Annotated in this window: 19 protein-coding genes; 15 read left to right on the top strand and 4 right to left on the bottom strand. The window is 64.1% G+C overall.

The features are described 5' to 3' along the window. The first annotated feature begins 30 nt into the window (after positions 1–30). The 5 genes from pstC (at position 31) to phoB (ending at position 5156) form a co-directional block, all read left to right on the top strand. Positions 31–1410, top strand: coding sequence for a phosphate ABC transporter permease subunit PstC (pstC, locus tag BUA69_RS07300; protein ID WP_046135438.1), 1380 nt, complete (start codon positions 31–33; stop codon positions 1408–1410). Then, positions 1410–2777, top strand: coding sequence for a phosphate ABC transporter permease PstA (pstA, locus tag BUA69_RS07295; RefSeq protein ID WP_082093841.1), 1368 nt, complete (start codon positions 1410–1412; stop codon positions 2775–2777). Before pstC ends, pstA begins: the two co-directional genes overlap by 1 nt. A 70-nt stretch (positions 2778–2847) precedes the next feature. Further along, a complete protein-coding gene (gene pstB / locus BUA69_RS07290; protein ID WP_244468762.1) occupies positions 2848–3630 on the top strand; it encodes a phosphate ABC transporter ATP-binding protein PstB in 783 nt (260 codons plus the stop codon). A 113-nt stretch (positions 3631–3743) separates the two neighbouring features. Beyond that, positions 3744–4451: a phosphate signaling complex protein PhoU gene (gene phoU / locus BUA69_RS07285; protein WP_046135436.1), complete on the top strand. Its 708-nt coding sequence runs from the start codon at positions 3744–3746 to the stop codon at positions 4449–4451. Between the two features lie 3 nt (positions 4452–4454). Continuing rightward, on the top strand, positions 4455–5156 hold the full coding sequence (gene phoB, locus BUA69_RS07280) for a phosphate regulon transcriptional regulator PhoB (protein ID WP_046135435.1): 702 nt from the start codon (positions 4455–4457) through the stop codon (positions 5154–5156). A gap of 236 nt (positions 5157–5392) precedes the next feature. Here phoB and BUA69_RS07275 read toward each other — a convergent pair whose 3' ends face one another. Then, complete coding sequence (locus BUA69_RS07275) at positions 5393–6877, bottom strand: sigma-54-dependent transcriptional regulator (RefSeq protein ID WP_046135434.1); 1485 nt, start codon at positions 6875–6877, stop codon at positions 5393–5395. Between the two features lie 1424 nt (positions 6878–8301). On the opposite strand from BUA69_RS07275, the gene BUA69_RS07270 reads away from it, so the two are divergent. From BUA69_RS07270 to BUA69_RS07250, 5 genes are all read left to right on the top strand, one after another. Continuing rightward, the gene (locus tag BUA69_RS07270) at positions 8302–10113 is read left to right on the top strand and encodes a M3 family oligoendopeptidase (protein ID WP_046133667.1); all 1812 of its coding nucleotides are present in this window, start codon (positions 8302–8304) and stop codon (positions 10111–10113) included. A gap of 46 nt (positions 10114–10159) precedes the next feature. Continuing rightward, on the top strand, positions 10160–10324 hold the full coding sequence (locus BUA69_RS20590; RefSeq protein ID WP_082093678.1) for an aa3-type cytochrome c oxidase subunit IV: 165 nt from the start codon (positions 10160–10162) through the stop codon (positions 10322–10324). Between the two features lie 64 nt (positions 10325–10388). Then, positions 10389–11843 carry a Re/Si-specific NAD(P)(+) transhydrogenase subunit alpha gene (locus BUA69_RS07260; RefSeq protein ID WP_046133668.1) on the top strand — a complete coding sequence of 485 codons (1455 nt, stop codon included), beginning with the start codon at positions 10389–10391 and terminating at the stop codon, positions 11841–11843. Continuing rightward, the gene (locus BUA69_RS07255) at positions 11843–12145 is read left to right on the top strand and encodes a proton-translocating transhydrogenase family protein (protein WP_046133669.1); all 303 of its coding nucleotides are present in this window, start codon (positions 11843–11845) and stop codon (positions 12143–12145) included. The genes BUA69_RS07260 and BUA69_RS07255 overlap by 1 nt, the downstream gene beginning before the upstream one ends. A gap of 7 nt (positions 12146–12152) precedes the next feature. After that, positions 12153–13577 (top strand): NAD(P)(+) transhydrogenase (Re/Si-specific) subunit beta, encoded by a 1425-nt coding sequence (locus BUA69_RS07250; protein ID WP_046133842.1) that lies wholly within the window; start codon positions 12153–12155, stop codon positions 13575–13577. Between the two features lie 175 nt (positions 13578–13752). Here BUA69_RS07250 and BUA69_RS07245 read toward each other — a convergent pair whose 3' ends face one another. After that, positions 13753–14988, bottom strand: coding sequence for an MFS transporter (locus tag BUA69_RS07245; protein ID WP_046133670.1), 1236 nt, complete (start codon positions 14986–14988; stop codon positions 13753–13755). 96 nt (positions 14989–15084) lie between these two features. Beyond that, entirely contained in the window at positions 15085–15291 is a 207-nt protein-coding gene (locus BUA69_RS07240; protein WP_082093679.1) for a SlyX family protein, read from the bottom strand. Between the two features lie 144 nt (positions 15292–15435). Here BUA69_RS07240 and BUA69_RS07235 point away from each other — a divergent pair, with 144 nt between their 5' ends. The 4 genes from BUA69_RS07235 (at position 15436) to BUA69_RS07220 (ending at position 19038) form a co-directional block, all read left to right on the top strand. Continuing rightward, complete coding sequence (locus tag BUA69_RS07235) at positions 15436–15972, top strand: hypothetical protein (protein ID WP_046133671.1); 537 nt, start codon at positions 15436–15438, stop codon at positions 15970–15972. 100 nt (positions 15973–16072) lie between these two features. Further along, positions 16073–16711: a DsbA family oxidoreductase gene (locus BUA69_RS07230; RefSeq protein WP_046133672.1), complete on the top strand. Its 639-nt coding sequence runs from the start codon at positions 16073–16075 to the stop codon at positions 16709–16711. Positions 16712–16917: 206 nt separating this feature from the next. Beyond that, positions 16918–17739 carry an alpha/beta hydrolase gene (locus BUA69_RS07225; RefSeq protein ID WP_143154449.1) on the top strand — a complete coding sequence of 274 codons (822 nt, stop codon included), beginning with the start codon at positions 16918–16920 and terminating at the stop codon, positions 17737–17739. Between the two features lie 69 nt (positions 17740–17808). Then, positions 17809–19038: a multidrug effflux MFS transporter gene (locus tag BUA69_RS07220; RefSeq protein ID WP_046133673.1), complete on the top strand. Its 1230-nt coding sequence runs from the start codon at positions 17809–17811 to the stop codon at positions 19036–19038. Positions 19039–19167: 129 nt separating this feature from the next. On the opposite strand, the gene rpsU is transcribed toward BUA69_RS07220, so the two are convergent. Next, a complete protein-coding gene (gene rpsU, locus BUA69_RS07215; protein WP_046133674.1) occupies positions 19168–19440 on the bottom strand; it encodes a 30S ribosomal protein S21 in 273 nt (90 codons plus the stop codon). 229 nt (positions 19441–19669) lie between these two features. Between rpsU and BUA69_RS07210 the strand changes: the two genes are divergently transcribed. Continuing rightward, complete coding sequence (locus tag BUA69_RS07210; protein WP_046133675.1) at positions 19670–20359, top strand: alpha/beta fold hydrolase; 690 nt, start codon at positions 19670–19672, stop codon at positions 20357–20359. Positions 20360–20404: the final 45 nt, after the last annotated feature.

Here is a 20404-nt window from a genome sequence, read left to right as displayed (position 1 = left end):
TCGGCCCTGCCAACGGGAAAGCGTGACACAGTGAACTCCTTGATAATTGCCGGCCTGCTCGTGTTGCTGCTGGGCCTTGCCTATCAGACCGGTTGGTCCAAGAGCCGATCTCTCGTGACGCCCGATGGCATCAAGGTGCATTCGCGTCCGCAATATCATGGGGCGCTGGTCGCGATCTGGACGCTGGTTCCGGCGCTGCTGATCGTTGGCCTGTGGGCCAATTTCGGCGACAGCGCCACTCGCGCGTTTACCGTCTCGCAAATCCCACCTGACGTTATCATGGGGCTCGACGAGATCGCGCTCAATGCCACGATCCAGCGTATTGGCGCGCTGGCATCAGGCTATGGCGTGGTGGGCGAAGTCCAGCCATTCGAACAGGCCGCGGGCGCCGCCCTGCGCCAGTTCCAGTTCCTCAGTTTCCTGCTCGTGGTCGCCGCCGCAGCCGGCACCGGCATCCTGGCGCTGCTCTATGCCCGCAGCCGGATCACGGCGCGCCTGCGGGCCCGCAACGCGGTCGAACGGGTAATGAATCTCGCTCTGCTGGCCTGTTCGGGCGTCGCCATCCTGACCACAGTCGGGATTGTCGCCTCGCTGCTGACCGAAGCGTTGCGCTTCTTTACCTTTATCAATCCGCTGGACTTCTTCTTCGGCACCGTCTGGGCGCCGAAATTTTCCTCGACCGGAACCGGGGATGCCGGCCAGTACGGCATCCTGCCGCTGCTCAGCGGTACGCTGATGGTGGCCGCGATTGCCATGGCCGTCGCCGTGCCCGTTGGGCTGATGACCGCAATCTACCTGTCGCAATATGCGCCGCGTTCGGTGCGGGCGGTGGTCAAGCCGATCATCGAAATCCTGGCCGGTATTCCAACCATTGTTTATGGCTTTTTCGCACTGGTGACGGTTGGCCCGTTTCTCAACAAGGCCGGGGCGATGATCGGGCTCGATATCAGTGCCACCTCGGCGCTGACGGCGGGTGTCGTGATGGGCATCATGATCATCCCGTTCATCTCCTCGCTGAGCGATGACATTCTCAACCAGGTGCCGCTGGCGCTGCGCGATGGGGCCTATGGGCTGGGGGCTACCCAGTCCGAGACTATCCGCAACGTGCTGCTCCCCGCGGCGCTGCCGGGCATTGTCGGGGCGTTCCTGCTGGCCGTCAGCCGCGCCATCGGCGAGACCATGATCGTGGTGCTGGCAGCTGGCAATAGTCCGGTCCTGCGCGGCAGCCCGTTCGAGCCGGTTTCGACCATCACTGTTTCCATCGTCAACCAGCTGACCGGCGATACCGACTTTGCCGGACCGCAATCGCTGGTTGGCTTCGCGCTGGGGCTCACGCTGTTCGTGATGACCCTGTTGCTCAATATCGTTGCGCTCTACATCGTCCGCCGCTTCCGGGAGCAGTACGAATAATGACCAATATCAGTACACCGACCGGCCGGCAGGCATCGATCGAGCGCACCAGGCGGGTACGTGACGGCCTGCGCCGCCGTCACCTCCATGAGGCCCTGTTCAAGGGTTTTGGCCTGGCGGCGATCATCGCAGCCCTTGGCTTTGTGGCGATCCTGTTCACCGACGTCCTGATCAAGGGCATTCCTGCGTTCACGCAGGCCAATCTCCATCTGGAAGCGACGTTCGATCCCGCGATCATTGATGTGGGGCCTGCCCCGGTGCGGACTGCCGGGCAGTCGGATGCCGATTTCCGGGCCGCATCGCTGGGCTGGCAGCGCGATGTGGCGCTGCTGAACTGGAACAAGGTTGTGGAGGCTTCCCTGCGGGCAGCAGCGCCGGCCGGGTTCGAGATCGACAGCCGCCAGATCCTGACCGTGGCCGAAACCAATGCGCGCCATGTGTTGCGCGAAATGTTCGTCAACGATCCGTCGCTGCTGGGGCAGACCATCAAGGTCGATCTGCTGGCCTCCGCCAATGCCGACAATTGGGTCAAGGGCAATATCGATCGCGAACTCGGCGATGCGCAGCAGCAGCTGTCGGCACCGGCACGGGCGCTGATCGATATCTTCGAGGAAAACGGCACCATCTCGATGGGCTTTGCCTGGTCGATCTTCACCAATGTCGACAGTCGGGCGGCTCCGGCCTCGGCGGGTCTGGCCGGCGCGTTCATGGGGTCGCTGTTCATGATGGTGATCGTCATCCTGCTGGCGGTGCCGATCGGGGTGGCATCGGCCATCTATCTGGAAGAGTTTGCGCCCAAGTCGCGGCTGACCGACCTGATCGAGGTCAATATCAACAATCTCGCGGCCGTGCCCTCGATCGTCTTCGGCCTGCTCGGCGCCGCTGTGTTCATCAACTACTTCAAGCTGCCGCTATCGGCGCCGCTGGCGGGTGGTCTGGTGCTCACGCTGATGACACTGCCGACCATCATCATTGCCACCCGTGGCGCATTGCAGGGCGTCTCGCCGGCATTGCGCCAGGCGGCGCTGGGCATGGGCGCCTCCAAGACGCAGATGGTGTTCCACCATGTGCTGCCGGTGACCTTCCCCTCGATCCTGACAGCGACGATCATCGGGGTGGCGCAGGCCCTGGGCGAAACCGCGCCGCTGCTGCTGATCGGCATGAATGCCTTCGTCGCCTCCATTCCGGCGACGCCGCTGGACCAGGCAACGGCGCTGCCGGTGCAGATCTATCTGTGGCAGGCCAATGAAAACCGGAACTTCTTTGAAGCGCGCACCTCGGCCGCTATCCTGGTCCTGCTGGGCTTCATGATCCTTCTCAATGCAATCGCCATCCTGCTGCGCACGCGCCTCGAGCGGCGCGCCTAGGTAACGGAGACACCAAATGGACATGCTGGCCGGCAAGGTTAAGATGACCCAACAATCAGTGAACAACGGCATGAATCCGACCGATATGCTTGAACGCCCGATCCGGCTGCACGCCAAGGATGTGACCGTGCACTATGGAGCCAAGCAGGCCCTGTTTGGCATTTCGATCGACATTCCCGACCGCGCCGTAACCTCGTTCATCGGACCGTCGGGCTGTGGCAAGTCGACATTCCTGCGCTGCATCAATCGCATGAACGATACTATCGAGGGGGCCAAGGTCCGCGGGCTGATCGAGCTGGATGGCGAAGACATCTACGATCCTGCACTGGACGTGGTGGAATTGCGCGCCCGCATCGGCATGGTGTTCCAGAAGCCCAATCCATTCCCCAAGTCGATCTATGAGAACGTGGCCTATGGCCCCAAGATTCATGGGTTGGCACGCTCCAAGTCGGACCTCGACGAAATCGTGGTGTCGTCGCTGCGCAAGGCGGGCCTGTTCGAAGAGGTCAAGGACCGGCTCAATGAGCCCGGCACCGGCCTGTCGGGCGGTCAGCAGCAGCGCCTGTGCATTGCCCGCGCCATCGCCGTCGGCCCCGAAGTGATCCTGATGGACGAGCCCTGTTCGGCCCTCGATCCGATCGCCACCGCGATCATCGAGGAGCTGATCGACGAATTGCGCGAGAATTTCACCATCGTCATCGTGACCCACTCGATGCAGCAGGCCGCCCGCGTCAGCCAGAAGACCGCGTTCTTCCACCTGGGCAAGCTGATCGAGGAAGGTGTCACCGAAGACATCTTCACCAACCCGGTGAACAAGCAGACCCAGGACTACATCATGGGCCGCATCGGCTAGGACGGCCGATTGTTGCGCCATGCGGGGTTCTCGAAGAACAGCTTTTTCGCTGAGGCCTGACTCAACACCCGACCAGCCTAGAGCGCCCGCCGTCGACATTTAAGGATTTCGCGATGCCCACCAATCAAGATCATATCGTTTCGTCCTATAGCGACGAGTTGGCAACCCTGGCGCAGCTGATTGCGGAAATGGGTGGCCAGGTCGAGGTCGCCATCGAGAATGGCACCAAGAGCCTGCTCAAGCTTGACCGCGAACTGGCCGACCTGACGATCATCGCCGACCAGCGCATCGACGACATGCAGCGCCGGATCGATGACATGGCGGTGTCGATGATCGCCCGCCGCCAGCCCATGGCCAGCGACCTGCGCGCCATCATCACCTCGATCCATGTGGCTGCAGACCTGGAACGGGTTGGCGACATGGCCAAGCAGCTGGCCCGCCGCTCGCTCAAGCTGGAAGGCCTCAGCCTGCAGCCCACCTTCTACAATGGCGTCAAGAACATGACCGGCCTGGTGCTGCGCCAGATCAAGGATGCGCTGGATGCCTATGCCAGCCGCGATGCTGCAGCCTCGATCGAGGTGTGCAATCGCGATGACGAGGTCGATGCCATGCATACCTCGCTGTTCCGCGAACTGCTGACCTACATGATGGAAGACCCGCGCAACATCACCCCCTGCACGCATCTGCTGTTCTGCGCCAAGAACCTGGAGCGCATCGGCGACCACGCCACCAATATCGCCGAGCGCGCCTATTACCTGCAGACCGGCAAGCAGCTGACTTCAGACGTGCAGGAACTGCACCGGACCCAGATCAAGGCCTGACCCATGCCTGCTACCATTCTTGTCGTCGAAGACGAAGGCGATATCGCCATCCTGCTGCGCTACAATCTGGAGGCCGAGGGCTACCGGGTGCTTACGGCGGAAACGGGCGATGAAGCGCAAACCGCCATCCAGGAAAAGCTGCCCGACCTGATCCTGCTGGACTGGATGCTGCCGGAAATCTCGGGGATCGAGCTGTGCCGGCGCTGGCGGGCCAAGGAGGAGACGGCCCGTATTCCAATCATCATGCTCACCGCGCGCGGTGAGGAAGAGGAGCGGGTGCGCGGCCTGGCCACCGGCGCGGACGATTATGTCGTCAAGCCATTTTCGGTGCCCGAACTGATCGCCCGCATCCAGGCATTGCTGCGCCGCTCAAACCCCAATCTTGTCACCGCCGCCCTCAAGGTCGGCGATCTCGAACTCGATCGCACCACCCACCGGGTTCGCCGGGGCGTCCGTGATATCCATCTCGGGCCAACCGAATACCGCCTGCTGGAATATCTGATGCGCCATCCCGGCCGGGTCTATTCGCGCGAGCAGCTGCTCGATGGCGTTTGGGGCAATGACGTCTATGTGGACGAGCGCACCGTGGATGTGCATATCGGCAGGCTGCGCCGCTCGATCAACCGGGGGCGCGACGCCGATCCGATCCGCACCGTTCGCGGCGCCGGCTACGCTTTTGACGAGCGGTTCTCGCAGCCGGCGTGACGGTACGTCCCAGACAGATAAGCCCGGAGTTTCGAGAGGAATTCCGGGCTTTTTGCTGCCCGGTGAAATGGGTGGAGTATGCCCTGGCCCGCAGCGGCGGGGATAAGTTGGGTGGCGCTCTTGGTTCGTCGTCATTGCCCGGCTTGTCCGGGCAATCCAGGTTCCCGGAGGAAGGTGGATCACCCGGACAAGCCGGGTGATGACGGTGGGGGCCTCCGCACAGTCCAAAGACGCCCCTAGGCGGCGTCGCTGATCAGGTCCTCGGCGAGGCCGTATTCGTGCAGTTTGCGGTAGAGCGTCGAGCGGCCGATCTTGAGGGCGCGGGCGACGCGGGACATGCGGCCGCCATAATGGGCGATGGCGAAGACGATGGCGGCGCGCTCGATTTCGGCCAGGGCAGCGATTTCGCCGGATGCGTCGAGGAAGCGGTCGCTGCGCGGCATTGGATCGGGCAGCATCCGTTCGCGGGCCGGAACGTCATCGATATGGACCGGCACCTTGGGGGCAGGGCTGGCGGCAATGGCGGAAACGGCGCTGTCGCGGCCATTGGTCTGGGCGACGATCTGGGGGAAGTCCACGGGTTCCAGATAAGCCCCGTCGCACAGGACGATGGCACGATAGACGGCGTTCTCGAGCTGGCGGATATTGCCGGGCCAGGCATAGTCGACCAGCAGGTCGAGCGCCGGCGGGGCAATGCCCAGAATGCGCTTGCGGGCTTCGGCGGCAAAGCGGGCAATGAAGTGATTGACCAGGGCGGGAATGTCCTCGGCGCGCTCGCGCAGCGGCGGTACATAGATGGGAAAGACATTGAGCCGGTAATAGAGGTCCTCGCGGAACTCGCCGGATTTGGCCAGGTTCAACAGGCGCCGATTGGTGGCCGAGATGACGCGGACATTGACGCGTTCGGGGCGGCTGGCACCAACCGGCTCGATCTCGCCTTCCTGCAGCGCGCGCAGCAGCTTGACCTGGGTTTCGAGCGGCAGTTCGCCGACTTCGTCGAGGAACAGGGTGCCGTTATGGGCTTCGGCAAACTTGCCGGCCTGATCGGCAATGGCGCCGGTAAAGGCCCCCTTCTTGTGGCCGAACAGCACCGACTCGACCAGATTGGGCGGGATGGCGCCGCAATTGACGGTGATGAACGGCTTGCCGGCGCGGTCGCCGGTGCCCTGGATGATCCGGGCGATCAGCTCCTTGCCGACGCCGGTTTCCCCTTCCACCAGCACCGGGATCGGGCTCTTGGCGGCCTTGGCGCACAGGGTGATGACGCGGGCCATGGCCGGCGCCTTGGCGATCATGTCGGCGGCGGTGAAGGTGCCGGTGCGGCGGGCGCGTTCGGCCCGGACCACGGCTTCGAGCGCATCGAGCTTCATGGCATTGCGCAGCGAAATCACCAGGCGCTCGGGGGAAACGGGCTTGACGAAATAGTCGGCCGCGCCCTGACGCATGGCGGAGACGACGGTCTCCAGCGAGGCAGTGGCGGTCTGGATGATGACCGGCGTGGTGAGCCCCTCGCGGGCCATCACTTCCATGACGCCCATGCCGTCGAGATCGGGCATGACCAGGTCGAGGATCATGGCGCCGATATTGCGATCATCGCGCAGGATGGTGAGCGCCTGCTCGCCGCCGGTGGCGGTCAGCGGCTTGAACCCAGCCCGGTTGGCAATCTCGGCGGTCAGGCGCAACTGCACCGGATCGTCATCGACTATCAGAACACGCGTCATGGAACCTCGGTCTTCCTGGCCGGCACGAATCGGACTGTGCCGTTTTGGGAGGATGATGCGCGTGCAGGCTTAAGGGGGGATTAATCATGCGGCGTCGGATTGGCGGCAGATTGGCCGGGACGTGCGGAAACGCCGCCTGACGCGGTTTCTGCGTGCTGGGCACTTCAGCCGAAGCGCACAGCGCTTCAGTGGGAAGTGCGGGGCACTCCGTCCCGCTTGCTGCGGGGATGGCGAGACCATGGTCTCGATGCGGTAGTCGCAATGGAATGAAACCAGGGTCTCGCCATCGCGCCGGTATTTTTTGTGGGACCGAACCAGGGGCGGCAGTTTTTCAGCCGATACTGACGGTGTCGCCCACCGGGAGCGGGCGACCCCACCCCCACCGGCATTCCCCGCACCGACCGTTCGTCGCGACCGCGCAGTAGAAGTGCGGGAATGGGGTGAGTATGCGGGAGGTGGGAGGGGGCGGGGATAAGTTTTGTGGGGGATGTTGGTGTTTGTGGAGGCACACCCCGCACGCTCCCGCCTCGCGACAACCGCAGCACCCCCACCCTGGCCCTCCCCTCAAGGGGGAGGGGACGCAGACTGCGGGGGCGGTGTTGGGGTTGGCGATGACGCCGCAACATACTCGGCGTCACCCCGGCGAAAGCCGGGGTCCAGTTTGGGGATGCGTATAAGGAAACCGGATCCCGGTTTTCGCCGGGATGAGGGCGTTGAGGGCCTGGTTTGGTGGGGAGAGGCCGGTCGACGGATTGGTGACGAATTTGCAGTCGTCTCCCTCCCCCTTGAGGGGAGGGATCAAGGGTGGGGGTTCTGCGCGCCCCGCACGCTCCCGCCTCGCGACAACCGCAGCACCCCCACCCTTGATCCCTCCCCTCAAGGGGGAGGGGACGCAGACTGAGGGGGCGGTTTTGGGGGAGACCGGCGCATCCACATACACCGCGTCACCCCGGCGAAAGCCGGGGTCCAGTTTGGGGATGCGGAATGAAACCGGATCCCGGTTTTCGCCGGGATGAGGGCGTTGAGGGCCTGGTTTGGTGACCCCACCTTCACAACGGGGGAGAGGCCGGTCGACGGATTGGTGACGAATTTGCAGTCGTCTCCCTCCCCCTTGAGGGGAGGGATCAAGGGTGGGGGTCTGCGCGCTCCACACGCTCGGGCCGCGCGACAACCGCAGCACGCCCACCCCCACCCCCACCCTAACCCTCCCCCTGGAGGGGGAGGGGACGATGACTGAGGGGGCGGCGCATCCACTCACACCGCGTCACCCCGGCGAAGGCCGGGGTCCAGTTTGGGATGTGGCAAAGGAAACTGGATCCCGGCTTTCGCCGGGATGACGGCAGTGATGGAGGGGCGAAGGCTCTTCACAGGGTAGCCCGGGCTGGCTAAGGTCCGCGCGCAATTGGACCAGCCGGGAGACGATAATGACCGATCACGCCACGAGCCATAAAGGGCACAACCAGTTTGGCGCCTTGCCGGTGTGGGACCTGAGCGATCTTTATCCCGGCAAGGACAGCCCCGAACTCAAGGCGGATCTGGACAAGGCGCGGGCGGATGCGGCGGCGTTCGAGGCCGACTACAAGGGCAAGCTGGCCGAGCTGACCAAGGCGGGCAAGCTGATCGAGGCGATCAGGCGCACCGAAGCGCTGGGCGACCTGACCGGCAAGATCGGCTCCTTCTCGTTCCTGCAATATGCGCAGAACACCACCGATCCCGACCGGGCCAAGTTCATGGGCGATATCAATGAGGCCCTGACGACGCTGTCGACGCGGGTGCTGTTCTTCGATCTCGAGCTCAACCGCATCGAGGACGATGTGCTCGAAGCGGCGCTGGCGGGCGATGCCGAGCTGGCGCGCTACCGGCCATGGTTCGACGAGTTGCGCAAGGCCAAGCCCTATCAGCTCGAAGACCGGGTGGAGGAGCTGTTCCACGACAAGTCGGTGACCGCCTATTCGGCCTGGAACCGGCTGTTCGACGAGACCATGGCGAGCCTGCGCTTCGACGTGGATGGGGACGTGCTCAATCTCGAGGCGACGCTGCACCTGCTCAGCGAGCGCGACGAGAAGAAGCGCGAAAGTGCCTACAAGGCGCTGGCCAAGACGCTTCGGGAGAATGGGCGGCTGTTCACCCACATCACCAATGTGCTGGCCAAGGACAAGGAAATCTCGGACCGCTGGCGCGGCTACAAGGATATTGCCGATAGCCGCCACCTGGCCAATTCGGTGGAGCGCGAAGTCGTCGATGCGCTGCAGAGCGCCGTGCAGGAAGCCTATCCGCGGCTCAGCCATCGTTATTACAAGATGAAGGCCAAGTGGTTCGGCAAGGACAAGCTCAATGCCTGGGACCGCAATGCGCCGTTGCCGACCAGCGACGAGCGGCTGTTCGACTGGGAAACCGCCAAGGCGACGGTGATGGAAGCCTATGGCAAATTCTCGCCCAAGCTGGCGGAAGTGGCGGCACCGTTCTTCGATAGCGGCTGGATCGATGCGCCGGTTTCGGAGGGCAAGCTCTCGGGCGCCTTTGCGCATCCGACCGTGCCGAGCGCGCATCCCTATCTGATGCTGAACTATCTGGGCCGGGCCCGCGACGTGATGACGCTGGCCCATGAATTGGGGCATGGCGTGCACCAGCGGCTGGCCGCCGCCCAGGGACCGCTGCTGGCCAATACGCCACTGACCCTGGCCGAAACGGCCTCGGTTTTCGGGGAAATGCTGACTTTCCGCTCGCTGCTGGACCAGACCACCGATCCCAAGCAGCGCTTTGCCCTGCTGTCGAGCAAGGTCGAGGACATGCTCAATACAGTGGTGCGGCAGATTGCGTTCTATAGTTTCGAGCGCAAGGTGCATACGGCGCGGCGGCAGGGCGAATTGCGGACCGAGGAAATCAACGCCATCTGGCTGGAAGTGCAGGCAGAATCACTGGGCGAGGGGATCGAGCTCAACGAGGGCTACGATATCTTCTGGACCTATGTCCCGCACTTCATCCACTCGCCGTTCTACGTCTATGCCTATGCGTTCGGCGATTGTCTTGTGAACTCACTCTACGCGCAGTATGAGAAAGCCAATGAGGGCTTTGCCGAGCGGTATTTCGAACTGCTCAAGGCTGGGGGCAGCAAGCATCATTCCGAACTGCTGGCGCCGTTCGGGCTGGATGCCAGGGATCCCCAGTTCTGGTCGCTCGGCCTATCGATGATCGAAGGGCTGATCGACGAGCTTGAAGCCACGAGCCCGAATTAGCCTTTGGGCTATTAGACTTATCGACGACTGTATTTTTGAGGACGAAATGGCCAAGAAGACCGCTGAACCCCATCCGCCGCTCCAGGTTGAATCCGCAATGGACTACGCCGAGCACGAAGCCACCTATAATGGTTTCATCACCATCAGTAAGTGGACAACTATCATTGTGGCTGCGTCGATGGTCATTCTCTACTTCCTGATCATTCACTGATCAGGAACGGTTCGCAGGCATCCCCATCAAGCCTGCCCGTCGGGCAGGCGGGCAGGAGACTTTCATGAAAATCGCAATCGTGCGCGAGCGCTTCGACGGTGAAAACCGTGTCGCGGCGACACCTGAAACCGTCGGCAAGCTGATCGCGCTCGGTGCCGATGTGAGCGTGGAAAAAGGCGCCGGCGACGGCTCGCGCATCCGCGACGAAGACTACAAGGCCGCCGGTGCCGCCATTGCGGCCACGGCCGAAGCGGCGCTCAAGGGCGCCGAAGTGGTGCTCACCGTCCGTCGCCCCAGCGCCGCAAGCCTGGCGGGCGTCGCCAAGGGCGCGCTGCTGATCGGCGCGCTCGACCCCTATGGCAATGACAAGGATATCGCGGCGCTGGCCAAGGCCGGCGTGACCGCAGTGTCTATGGAATTCATGCCGCGCATTACCCGCGCGCAGGTGATGGATATCCTCTCCAGCCAGGCGAACCTGGCCGGCTACCAGGCCGTGATCGACGCGGCTGCGGAATTCGACCGCGCCATGCCGATGATGATGACTGCTGCAGGTACGGTGCGTCCGGCCAAGGCCTTCGTGATGGGCGCCGGTGTTGCGGGCCTGCAGGCGATCGCCACGGCCAAGCGCCTGGGCGCGGTGGTTTCGGCCACCGACGTGCGTCCGGCCGCCAAGGAGCAGGTGGAGTCGCTGGGGGGCAAGTTCATTGCCGTCGAGGACGAAGAATTCAAGCAGGCCGAAACCGCCGGCGGCTATGCCAAGCAGATGTCGGCCGAATACCAGGCCAAGCAGGCCGAGCTGACGGCCAGCCATATCGCCAAGCAGGACATCGTCATCACCACCGCGCTGATCCCGGGGCGTCCGGCGCCGCGGCTGATCACCAAGGCGATGGTGGAATCGATGGCACCCGGCTCGATCATCGTCGATCTCGCTGCCGAACGCGGCGGCAATGTCGAGCTGACCGTGCCCGGCAAGATCGTCGAGCATAACGGCGTCAAGATCATCGGCTATACCAATGTGCAGGGTCGCATTCCGACCACGGCCAGCCAGCTCTATGCGCGGAACCTGCTGGCTTTCCTCACCACGCTGATCGATGCCAAGGCCAAGGCGCTGGCGGTCAATTGGGATGACGAGCTGGTCAAGGCGACGGTGCTGACACGCGATGGCGCGGTGGTGCATCCGAGCTTTGTGACGGCGGCGGCTCCGGCTGCGGAAAAGCCGGCCCCCAAGGCCGCCAAGGCGGCGCCTGCCAAGAAGGCAGCGGCGAAGCCGGCGGCGTCCGCTGCTGCGGCGGCTGAGGCTCCGGTTGCTGCCAAGGCTGCCGAACCAAAGGCGGCTGCGCCCAAAAAGACTGCAGTGAAGAAGGCGGCACCCGCTGCTGCTCCTGATGCCGCCGCTCCTGCTGCGGCCAAGGCTGCAGCGGTCAAGGCAGCACCGGCCAAGGCTGCACCGGCAAAGAAACCAGCGGCCAAAAAGCCGGCAGCCAAGCCGCCAGCAGCCCCAGCCAAGGACACAAAGTGATGGACACCATTGATCCCTTCTTCTTCCAGCTCGCCATTTTCGTGCTGGCGATCTTTGTGGGCTATTTCGTGGTGTGGAGCGTCACCCCGGCGCTGCATACCCCGCTGATGAGCGTGACCAATGCGATCTCCTCGGTGATCGTGGTCGGCGCGCTGCTCGCAGTCGGCGTGCACCTGGCGGCCGATGGCAACTGGATTTCCAAGGCCTTCGGCTTCATCGCCCTGGTATTTGCCAGCGTAAATATCTTTGGCGGGTTCCTCGTCACCCAGCGCATGCTGGCCATGTACAAGAAGAAGGGTTGAGCCAATGATTTCGGCAAATATCGCGGCCCTGCTGTACCTGGTTTCGGGCGCGCTGTTCATCCTGGCCCTGCGTGGCCTGTCCAATCCGCGCTCGGCGCGGCAGGGTAACCTGTTCGGCATGATCGGCATGGGCATCGCCATCGTCACGACGCTGGCCGTGGCCGCGCCGTCCGATTGGCTGAGCTGGCTGCTGATCATCGGCGGGCTGGGCATTGGCGGCGGCATCGGCGCCTATATGGCCCGCACCGTCAAGATGACCGACATGCCCCAGCTGGTGGCGGCGTTCCACTCGCTGGTCGGCCTCGCCGCGGTGTTCGTGGCGGCAGCAGCGCTTTATGCACCGGCGGCGTTCAACATCGCCCATGTCGATCCGGCGACCGGCCATGTCGGCCCCATCCACATGCAGGCGCTGATCGAAATGAGCCTGGGCGTGGCCATCGGCGCGTTCACCTTTACCGGCTCGGTCATCGCTTTCGCCAAGCTCAACGGCAATATGAGCGGCAAGCCGATCATCCTGCCGGCGCGCCATGCGATCCATATCATCATCGGCGTGGCGCTGATCGGGCTCGTCTGGGCGCTGACCGCCACCGGCGATCCGCTCTACTTCTGGCTGATCACCATCCTGGCCCTGGTGCTGGGCGGCCTGATGATCATCCCGATCGGCGGCGCCGACATGCCCGTCGTGGTCTCGATGCTCAATTCCTATTCGGGTTGGGCGGCGGCCGGCATCGGCTTCACGCTGGGCAATACCGCGCTGATCATCACCGGTGCGCTGGTGGGTTCGTCGGGTGCGATCCTCTCCTACATCATGTGCAAGGCGATGAACCGCAGCTTCATCTCGGTGATCCTGGGTGGCTTCGGTGGCGATAGCGGCACCGCTGCAGCGGCGGGCGAGGACGAACGTCCGGTCAAGCAGGGCGCGGCAGAAGACGCCGCCTTCCTGATGAAGAATGCCGGCAAGGTCATCATCGTGCCGGGTTACGGCATGGCCGTGGCCCAGGCGCAGCACGCGCTGCGGGAAATGGCCGACCTGCTCAAGCAGGAAGGCGTCACCGTCAAATACGCCATCCATCCGGTGGCGGGCCGCATGCCCGGGCACATGAACGTGCTGCTGGCGGAAGCCAATGTGCCCTATGACGAAGTGTTCGAGCTGGAAGACATCAATTCCGAGTTCGCCCAGTCCGACGTGGCCTTCGTTATCGGCGCCAATGACGTGACCAACCCCTCGGCCAAGACCGACAAGACCTCGCCGATCTACGGCATGCCCGTGCTGAACGTCGAGGATGCCGGCACCGTGCTGTTCATCAAGCGCGGCATGGCCGCTGGTTATGCCGGCGTGCAGAACGAGCTGTTCTACCGCGACAACACCATGATGCTGTTCGGCGATGCCAAGAAGATGACCGAGGAAATCGTCAAAGCCCTGGGCCACTAGGAAACGAATTCTGGCGGCCATCCAGAGCCGGTGTTCTGCGCTTCCGGTGCTCACGTACTTTAGTACGCTCCGCTCCGGTTCTCGAACACCAGCCCTGGCTGACTCCCCATAATCCGTTTCGGCATCGAGCCCGGCAAGTTAAGAAGGCCCGCTTTTGGCGGGCCTTTTTTGTTTTTCAAGCGGGGGCGAGTTGGGTGGTTTCGGCGGGGCGCGCGGGGCGGGGGAAGCCCAGCGCGATGGCGGCAGCGGCCAGGCCGATGGCGGCCGAGGCCACGTAGAGCCAGTGGTAGTCGCCGAAAGTATCGAAAATCCAGCCGCCGCCAATGGGCCCGAAGGCCATGCCGATGCTGGAGGTCATGGTGATGGCGCCCAGCACCGTGCCCATGACATGGGCGGGGAAATATTCGCGGGCCAGCACCGCATAGAGCGGCATCACCCCGCCATAGGCCATGCCCAGCACGGCGGCCAGCATGTAGAAATCGGTGAGCCTGGTCACATAGATATAGGCGTAGATGCCGGCCGCCTGCAGCACGAGGCCGGCAATGATGACGCGCTTGACGCCGAGCCGGTCGGCCGCGACGCCGAACAGCAGGCGACCGAAGAGGCCGGCGACGCCCTCGACACTATAGATGCTGGCGGCAGCCAGCGCCGAGGCACCACAGAGCATGGCATAGCTGACGGTGTGGAAGATCGGCCCGGAATGGGCGGCGCAGCACAGGAAGAATGTCGCCGCGAGAATGATGAATTGCGGGGTGCGCAAAGCAGCCGAAATATCGGAGCGCTGGGTGGTCGTGGTGCCGTCCGCAGTGGCGGCCAGCATGGCCGCTTCCGGCACGCTTTCGAGCGCGGCGGGGGCGCGGCGGATCAGCAGCGCGGTGGGGACGAGGATGACCAATGCGCCGATGGCGGTGATCAGCATGGCGCTGCGCCAGCCATAGCTGGTGATGAGAACGCTGGCCAAGGGGGTGACGACCATGGGGGCGACGCCGCCGCCAATGGAAACCAGCGAGACGGCGAGGCCGCGATGCCTGTCGAACCAGCCGATGGTGGTGGCCATGATCGGCGCGAAGAAGGCCCCGACCGAGGCACCGCACAGCCCGCCAAAGGCGATCTGGAACACCAGCAGATTGGGGGCGCGGCTGGCGATCAACAGGCCAGCAACGAGCATGAACGAGGCGACCAGCACGACCGGGCGGGCGCCGATGCGGTCGGTAATGGTGCCCCAGACAAAGCCGGCGACACCCATGACGAGAAAGCCGATGGTCATGGCCAGGGAAATGCCGGCCCGGCTCCAGCCGGTATCGTCGGCCATGGGCTGCAGGTAAACCGGCAGCGCGAACATTGCCCCCGCCGCTACGCAGGTGATCAACGCGCCTGCCGCGACAATCACCCAACCATATCGATGTTCCACGGCGCTGCTCCTCCAAGCCCTATGTCTGCACACTAGACGGTTGGCGGGCATGAAGATCGACATGGCAGCGCAATTTATTTTGCGGCTGGGGCGGCGTCAGTAATGCGGTGGCGGAGCTTCGGTGCTGGGATCGGCGATCTGGGAGCCGGAGCGGACCTGCTCTTCGAGCGTATCGAGCTTGCGGGTCAAAAGATCGATGATGCGCCATTGCTCGGTGATGGTCAGGTTCAGCTCGTCAATGGTCTGGTCCTGGTGGGCAATGCGGATTTCCAGCGCATCAATGCGGGCGGCGAGTTCGGTCATCGGAGCGATCCTGTGGTGTTGGTTCTGCCTACACCTTTTTGGGCTTGGGCTCCAATGCTTGCACGCGGCGCACGCGGGCGTGAGGGAACCGGGGATGGTGCGGCGGCATTGATCTGGCAAGACCCACCAGCGGAGCCGCGCAAAATGGCCCATGCTCACACCGCCGAAGCCGTCCATTTCTCTCCCATCGCCATGCTGGATCCGGATCGCGCCGGCGCTGGCGGGGTAATGCTCAGCGCTGTGCTGCCATTGGCTGGACTGGTGGCGGTGAATGCGGGCGCCGAGATGATGGGCCTGCGCGCCCCGGCGCCGGCCATGGCCTGGATTGCGATTGCGCCGCTGGTGTTCCTGCCGCTCTGGGGTGTGGCGCGATGGCAGGTGGTGCAGCGGGGCGCCAATGGGCAGGCCGCCGGGCGCTGGATCATTGCATTGATGGCGGCCGCGATCGTGGCACCGTGGATGAGCGCCGGCGCCGATGCGCTGGTGGGCAGCATGATCACCATGATGGTGATGCTGATCGGCGTGGCAGCGGCGGCACGGGCGGCCATGGTCTCCAAGCTGGCGGCGGCGCTGCTGCTGCCGGGACTGCTCTGGGCCGGTGCCGGTGCGGTGGTGGGTTTCGGCGCGGCGGCGGGTGGCTGGTCGCCGCCGTTCGGTCTGACCAACAGCATTCGCAGCTAAGATTGCACCCCAGTTACCTCGACGTGCGTTCTTGCGGCGCGGGCCTTTCCGCGCCATGTGATGGGCAATTCAGCCAAAATGGCCCAGAAAGGATTGCCGCATGACCAAGACTCTCAAGATCGACGTGTTCACCGATGTCGTCTGCCCGTGGTGCCTGGTGGGTTCGGCGCGGCTGGACCAGGCGATCGCCGAATTGCCCGATGATGTCGAGGTCGTGGTGGAGAACCATCCGTTTTATCTCGACGCCAATACGCCGCCCGAAGGCGTTGTGGTTGCCGATATGCTGCGCGAAAAATATGGACGCGATCCCCAGGAAATGTGGGCCCGGGTCGAGGGGGAGGCGAAGAAGGCCGGCATTGAGCTCGATCTGTCGCAGCAGCCACGCATGTTCCCGACCGCCAAGGTGCATACGATCACAAGGCTGGCCAAGCCGCTGGGCATCCAGCATGAGCTGGCCAATGCGATTGCCGCCGCCTATTTCCTCGAGCATCGCCAGATCAATGACGACAATGTGCTGGCCGATATCGCGGTGGAGTTCGGCTTTGACCGTGGCGATGCGCTCGATGCGATGAATGACGAAAACGAGCTGGCGATCACCCAGGAGCTGGCGACGCAGGCCAGCCAGCAGGGGATTACCGGGGTGCCGTTCTTCGTGTTCGGCGAGAAATATGCGCTGTCGGGCGCCCAGCCGGCCGAGGTGTTTACGCGGGCGCTGGCGCAGACCATCGACGAGATGTGAGACTTGGACTGTGGACCCCGGCGAGAGCCGGGGTTGGTTTTTGCGCAGGAAGGAAACTGGATCCCGGTTTTCGCCGGGATGACGGCGGTGGGCGGGCGGTTTCGGCGGCATGGCGCGCAGGCGCTGGGGGCGCGCTGGCACCGCTTCCGGCGCAGGGCGGGGGCGTGTAGGCTGGCGCCATTGTTTTGAACATTGGTGGCTCGGACGTGAAGAAAAACACCCTGCGCATTGGCTACTTTCTGCTGTCGCTCATCGTGCTCGGCTATGCGGTGGTGGTTGGCTACATGTTCTATTTCCAGCGGCAGATGCAGTATGAGCCGGCCGGTGAGATTACTGCGCTGGCCAGCACGGCGGTGACCGGGGCGCAGGAGGTGACGATCCCGGTGGGCAACAGCGAAGTGCATGGCTGGTTCGCGCCGCCGGCCGAGGGCAAGCCGCTGATCCTCTATTACAAGGGCAATTCGGGGAGCTTTTCGGCCGAGCATGAGCGCTTTGCGCAGTGGACGGCGGATGGCTACGGGTTCCTGGCCTTCGATTATCGCGGCTTTCCGATGTCGCCGGGCGAGATCAGCCAGGCCAATATCCTGCAGGATGCGCTGGCGGCGTTCGACTGGGCAGAAGAGCAGGGCTATCCGATCGTGATCTGGGGGCGCTCGCTCGGCTCGGGCCCATCGACCTATGTGGCCAGCGAGCGAGACGCCGATGCCCTGCTACTGGAAACGCCATTCCTGTCGGCCTCGACCGTGGCAGCCGAGCGCTATCCCTATCTGCCGGTCGAGCTGGTCATGCAGGACAAGTTCCCGGTCAAGGACTGGATCCTCAATGTGACGGAGCCGGTGTTGATCGCGCATGGCACGGGCGACACCGTGGTTGGCGTCAGCAATGGGCAGCGGCTTTATGAGCTGGTGCCGAACAAGGACGAGCTGTGGATCGAGCCGGGGGCCGATCACGGCGATCTGTGGGATCGCGGCATCTGGAGCCATGCCGAGCCGTTCTTCGAGCGGGCCGAAGTGGCCGCCGGGCGCTAGGCGGCGCTCTTTCATTCAGGGTCAGGCCGGCGGAGGACCGGGCCTGTCCAAACCTGCTGGAATTTTTCGATGACTACAGCTGCGATGACGACCGCCATGTCCGCCCGCCGGACAGCGATTATTGGTGGGCTGATGGTGGCGGTGGGACCGCTGTCGATCTCGCTTTATGCGCCGGCGCTGCCCACCATCGTTGCCGATCTGGCCACCACCGAATCGATGGGGAAGCTGTCGCTGTCGGTGTATTTCGGTGCTTTCGCGCTGTCGCAGTTGCTGTGCGGGCCGCTGTCGGACAGCTATGGGCGCAAGAAGATCGCTATCTGGTTCTTTGCCATCTATGTGCTGGGGAGCCTGGTGGCGGCGCTGGGGCCGAGCATTGGCTGGCTGCTGGCGGGGCGTATCCTGCAGGGTGTCGGGGTTTCGGTCGGGGTGGCCTTGTCGCGGGCCATGGTGCGCGACCAGTTCGTGGGCAGCGAGTCGATCCGCATCCTGACGCTGATCAATCTGATTCTGACGGTGGTGCCGGCTATCGCACCGACCCTGGGCAGCGTGCTGCTGGTGTTTGGCAGCTGGCATCTGCTGTTCCTGGTGATGGCGACGTTTGGGGCCGGGATCATCGTGATGATTGTGGCGGGGGCGCACGAGACGCACCCAGAGGCGGCGCGGGTGCCGTTCCGGCCGATCAGCGTGCTGGTCAATTATGGACGGCTGCTGCGCTCGAGCCAGTTCATGGTGCCGGCGCTGGTGCTGGCGCTGTCGTTTGGCGGATTCTACGGCTTTGCGGCGCTGCTGCCATTTATCCTGATCGGCGATATCGGGCTGACGACGTTTCAGTTTGCCATGGTGATGCTGATCCAGACCGCGGCCTTCATCGCCGGCAATGTGGTGGCGGGCTATATGGCGGGGCGGCTGTCGGGCATTGGCATGGTGCGGGTGGGGCTGGTGCTGCTGGCGCTGGCGGGGATCGGCTTTGCTGTGGGGCTGCGGCTCTATCCCGATGCGGTGCTGGCAGTGATGCTGCCGGTGGCGCTGTGGATGCTGGCGCTGGCCTTTATCGGGCCGAGCACGACGGCGGCGGCCATGGCCGGGTTTGGCAGCATCGCCGGGGCCGCTGGGGCGCTCACTGGCGTGTTCCAGGTGGGCGGCGGCTTCATCGGCTCATTGCTGACGGGACTGGCCTTCCCGGACGCCCGCAGTGCCCTGGTAACGCTGATGCCGATCATGGCGGGGCTGGCAATTGCGGTGGCACTGCTGCGCCGCATCACCGCACGGCCGCAGGAACCGGTGGCGCCCGAGACCTGACCGCGCTGCCGGTGACCGGCGCCGGCAGGTGTCGCCTTTGCCTGCACAAACGGCAAATGCCGCCCCGAAGGGCGGCATTGGCAAATTCTCAATTCTAAGCCAGAGCCTGGGCAGGACCCAGGCCGCCGCTTAGGTGCGCGGCGTTGGCGCTGCGGGACGGCCGGCCTGACCGGGACGTGCTGCCGCCGACGGAGCGGGCATGCCGCCTTCGCGCTGGGCGCGCTTGCGGGCCAGCTTGCGGGCGCGGCGCACAGCCTCAGCCTTCTGACGAGCCTTCTTTTCAGAGGGCTTTTCATAATAGTTGCGCAGCTTCATCTCGCGGAAGACGCCTTCGCGCTGCAGCTTCTTCTTGAGCGCGCGCAGCGCCTGATCAACGTTATTATCGCGAACGACTACTTGCAAAGGTCAACCGCCCTTTCGAAGCTTGGACAATGTGTTTGGATGATAGCGCCGAGCCAAGTAAGCCCTGCGCCGACCAGCTGTGCCAGTCACCGTGGGCCGCTCTATAGCCCAGCTATTCTGGCTTGTCCACTGTGAGGCCATAAAAACGTGAATCGTGCCCACAGGGCTTGCCCTGGCCAGCGTGGCTGACGAGACTTGCATAGTCAGGTCAGCCGGGAGTGTGCAAGCGATGAGCGAATTGGTGCTGTTGCCGGGACTGATCTGCGATGGGCGGCTCTGGCGCGACGTTGTCGATCTGCTGGCGCTGGAATCGCGGCCGATGATCGCCGACCTGACCGCCGATTCTTCGATTGCGGCCATGGCCAGCCGGGTGCTGAGCGCAGCGCCGGAGCGATTCTGCCTCGCCGGGCTGTCGATGGGGGGCTATGTGGCGCTTGAAATCATGCGGCAGGCACCGGAGCGGGTCAGTCATCTGGCGCTGCTCGATACCAGTGCGCGGCCCGACGACGCGGCGCGCAAGGACAAGCGGCGGGCGGGAATCGCTGCGGCGGAGCAGGGCGGATTTCTCCACGTGGCGCGCAATATGCTGCCGGGGCTGCTGGCGCCGGACCATCTCAAGCCACTGGGCGAGGAGGTGCAGGCCATGTCCAAGCGGGTCGGGGAATTTGCCTATGTGCGCCAGCAGACGGCAATCATGGGACGTATCGACTCGCGGCCGACGCTGGGTGCCATCGCCGTGCCGACACTGGTGGGGGTGGGCGAACTCGATACGCTGACACCGCCGGAGGTGGCGGCGGAGCTGGCGGAGGGAATCAGCGGGGCGGACATGGTGACGTTTGCCGGGAGCGGGCATATGTCGACGATGGAGGCGCCGGCAGCGGTGGCGGCGGCGCTGCGGAGTTGGATGGAGCGGGGCTAGGGCTTGGATACCAACCGCAGCACCCCCACCCCGGCCCTCCCCTCA

The organism is Devosia limi DSM 17137 (genome assembly GCF_900128975.1).
In the GTDB taxonomy this organism is placed as follows: domain Bacteria; phylum Pseudomonadota; class Alphaproteobacteria; order Rhizobiales; family Devosiaceae; genus Devosia; species Devosia limi.
This window is presented reverse-complemented; position numbering and strand designations above follow the sequence as displayed.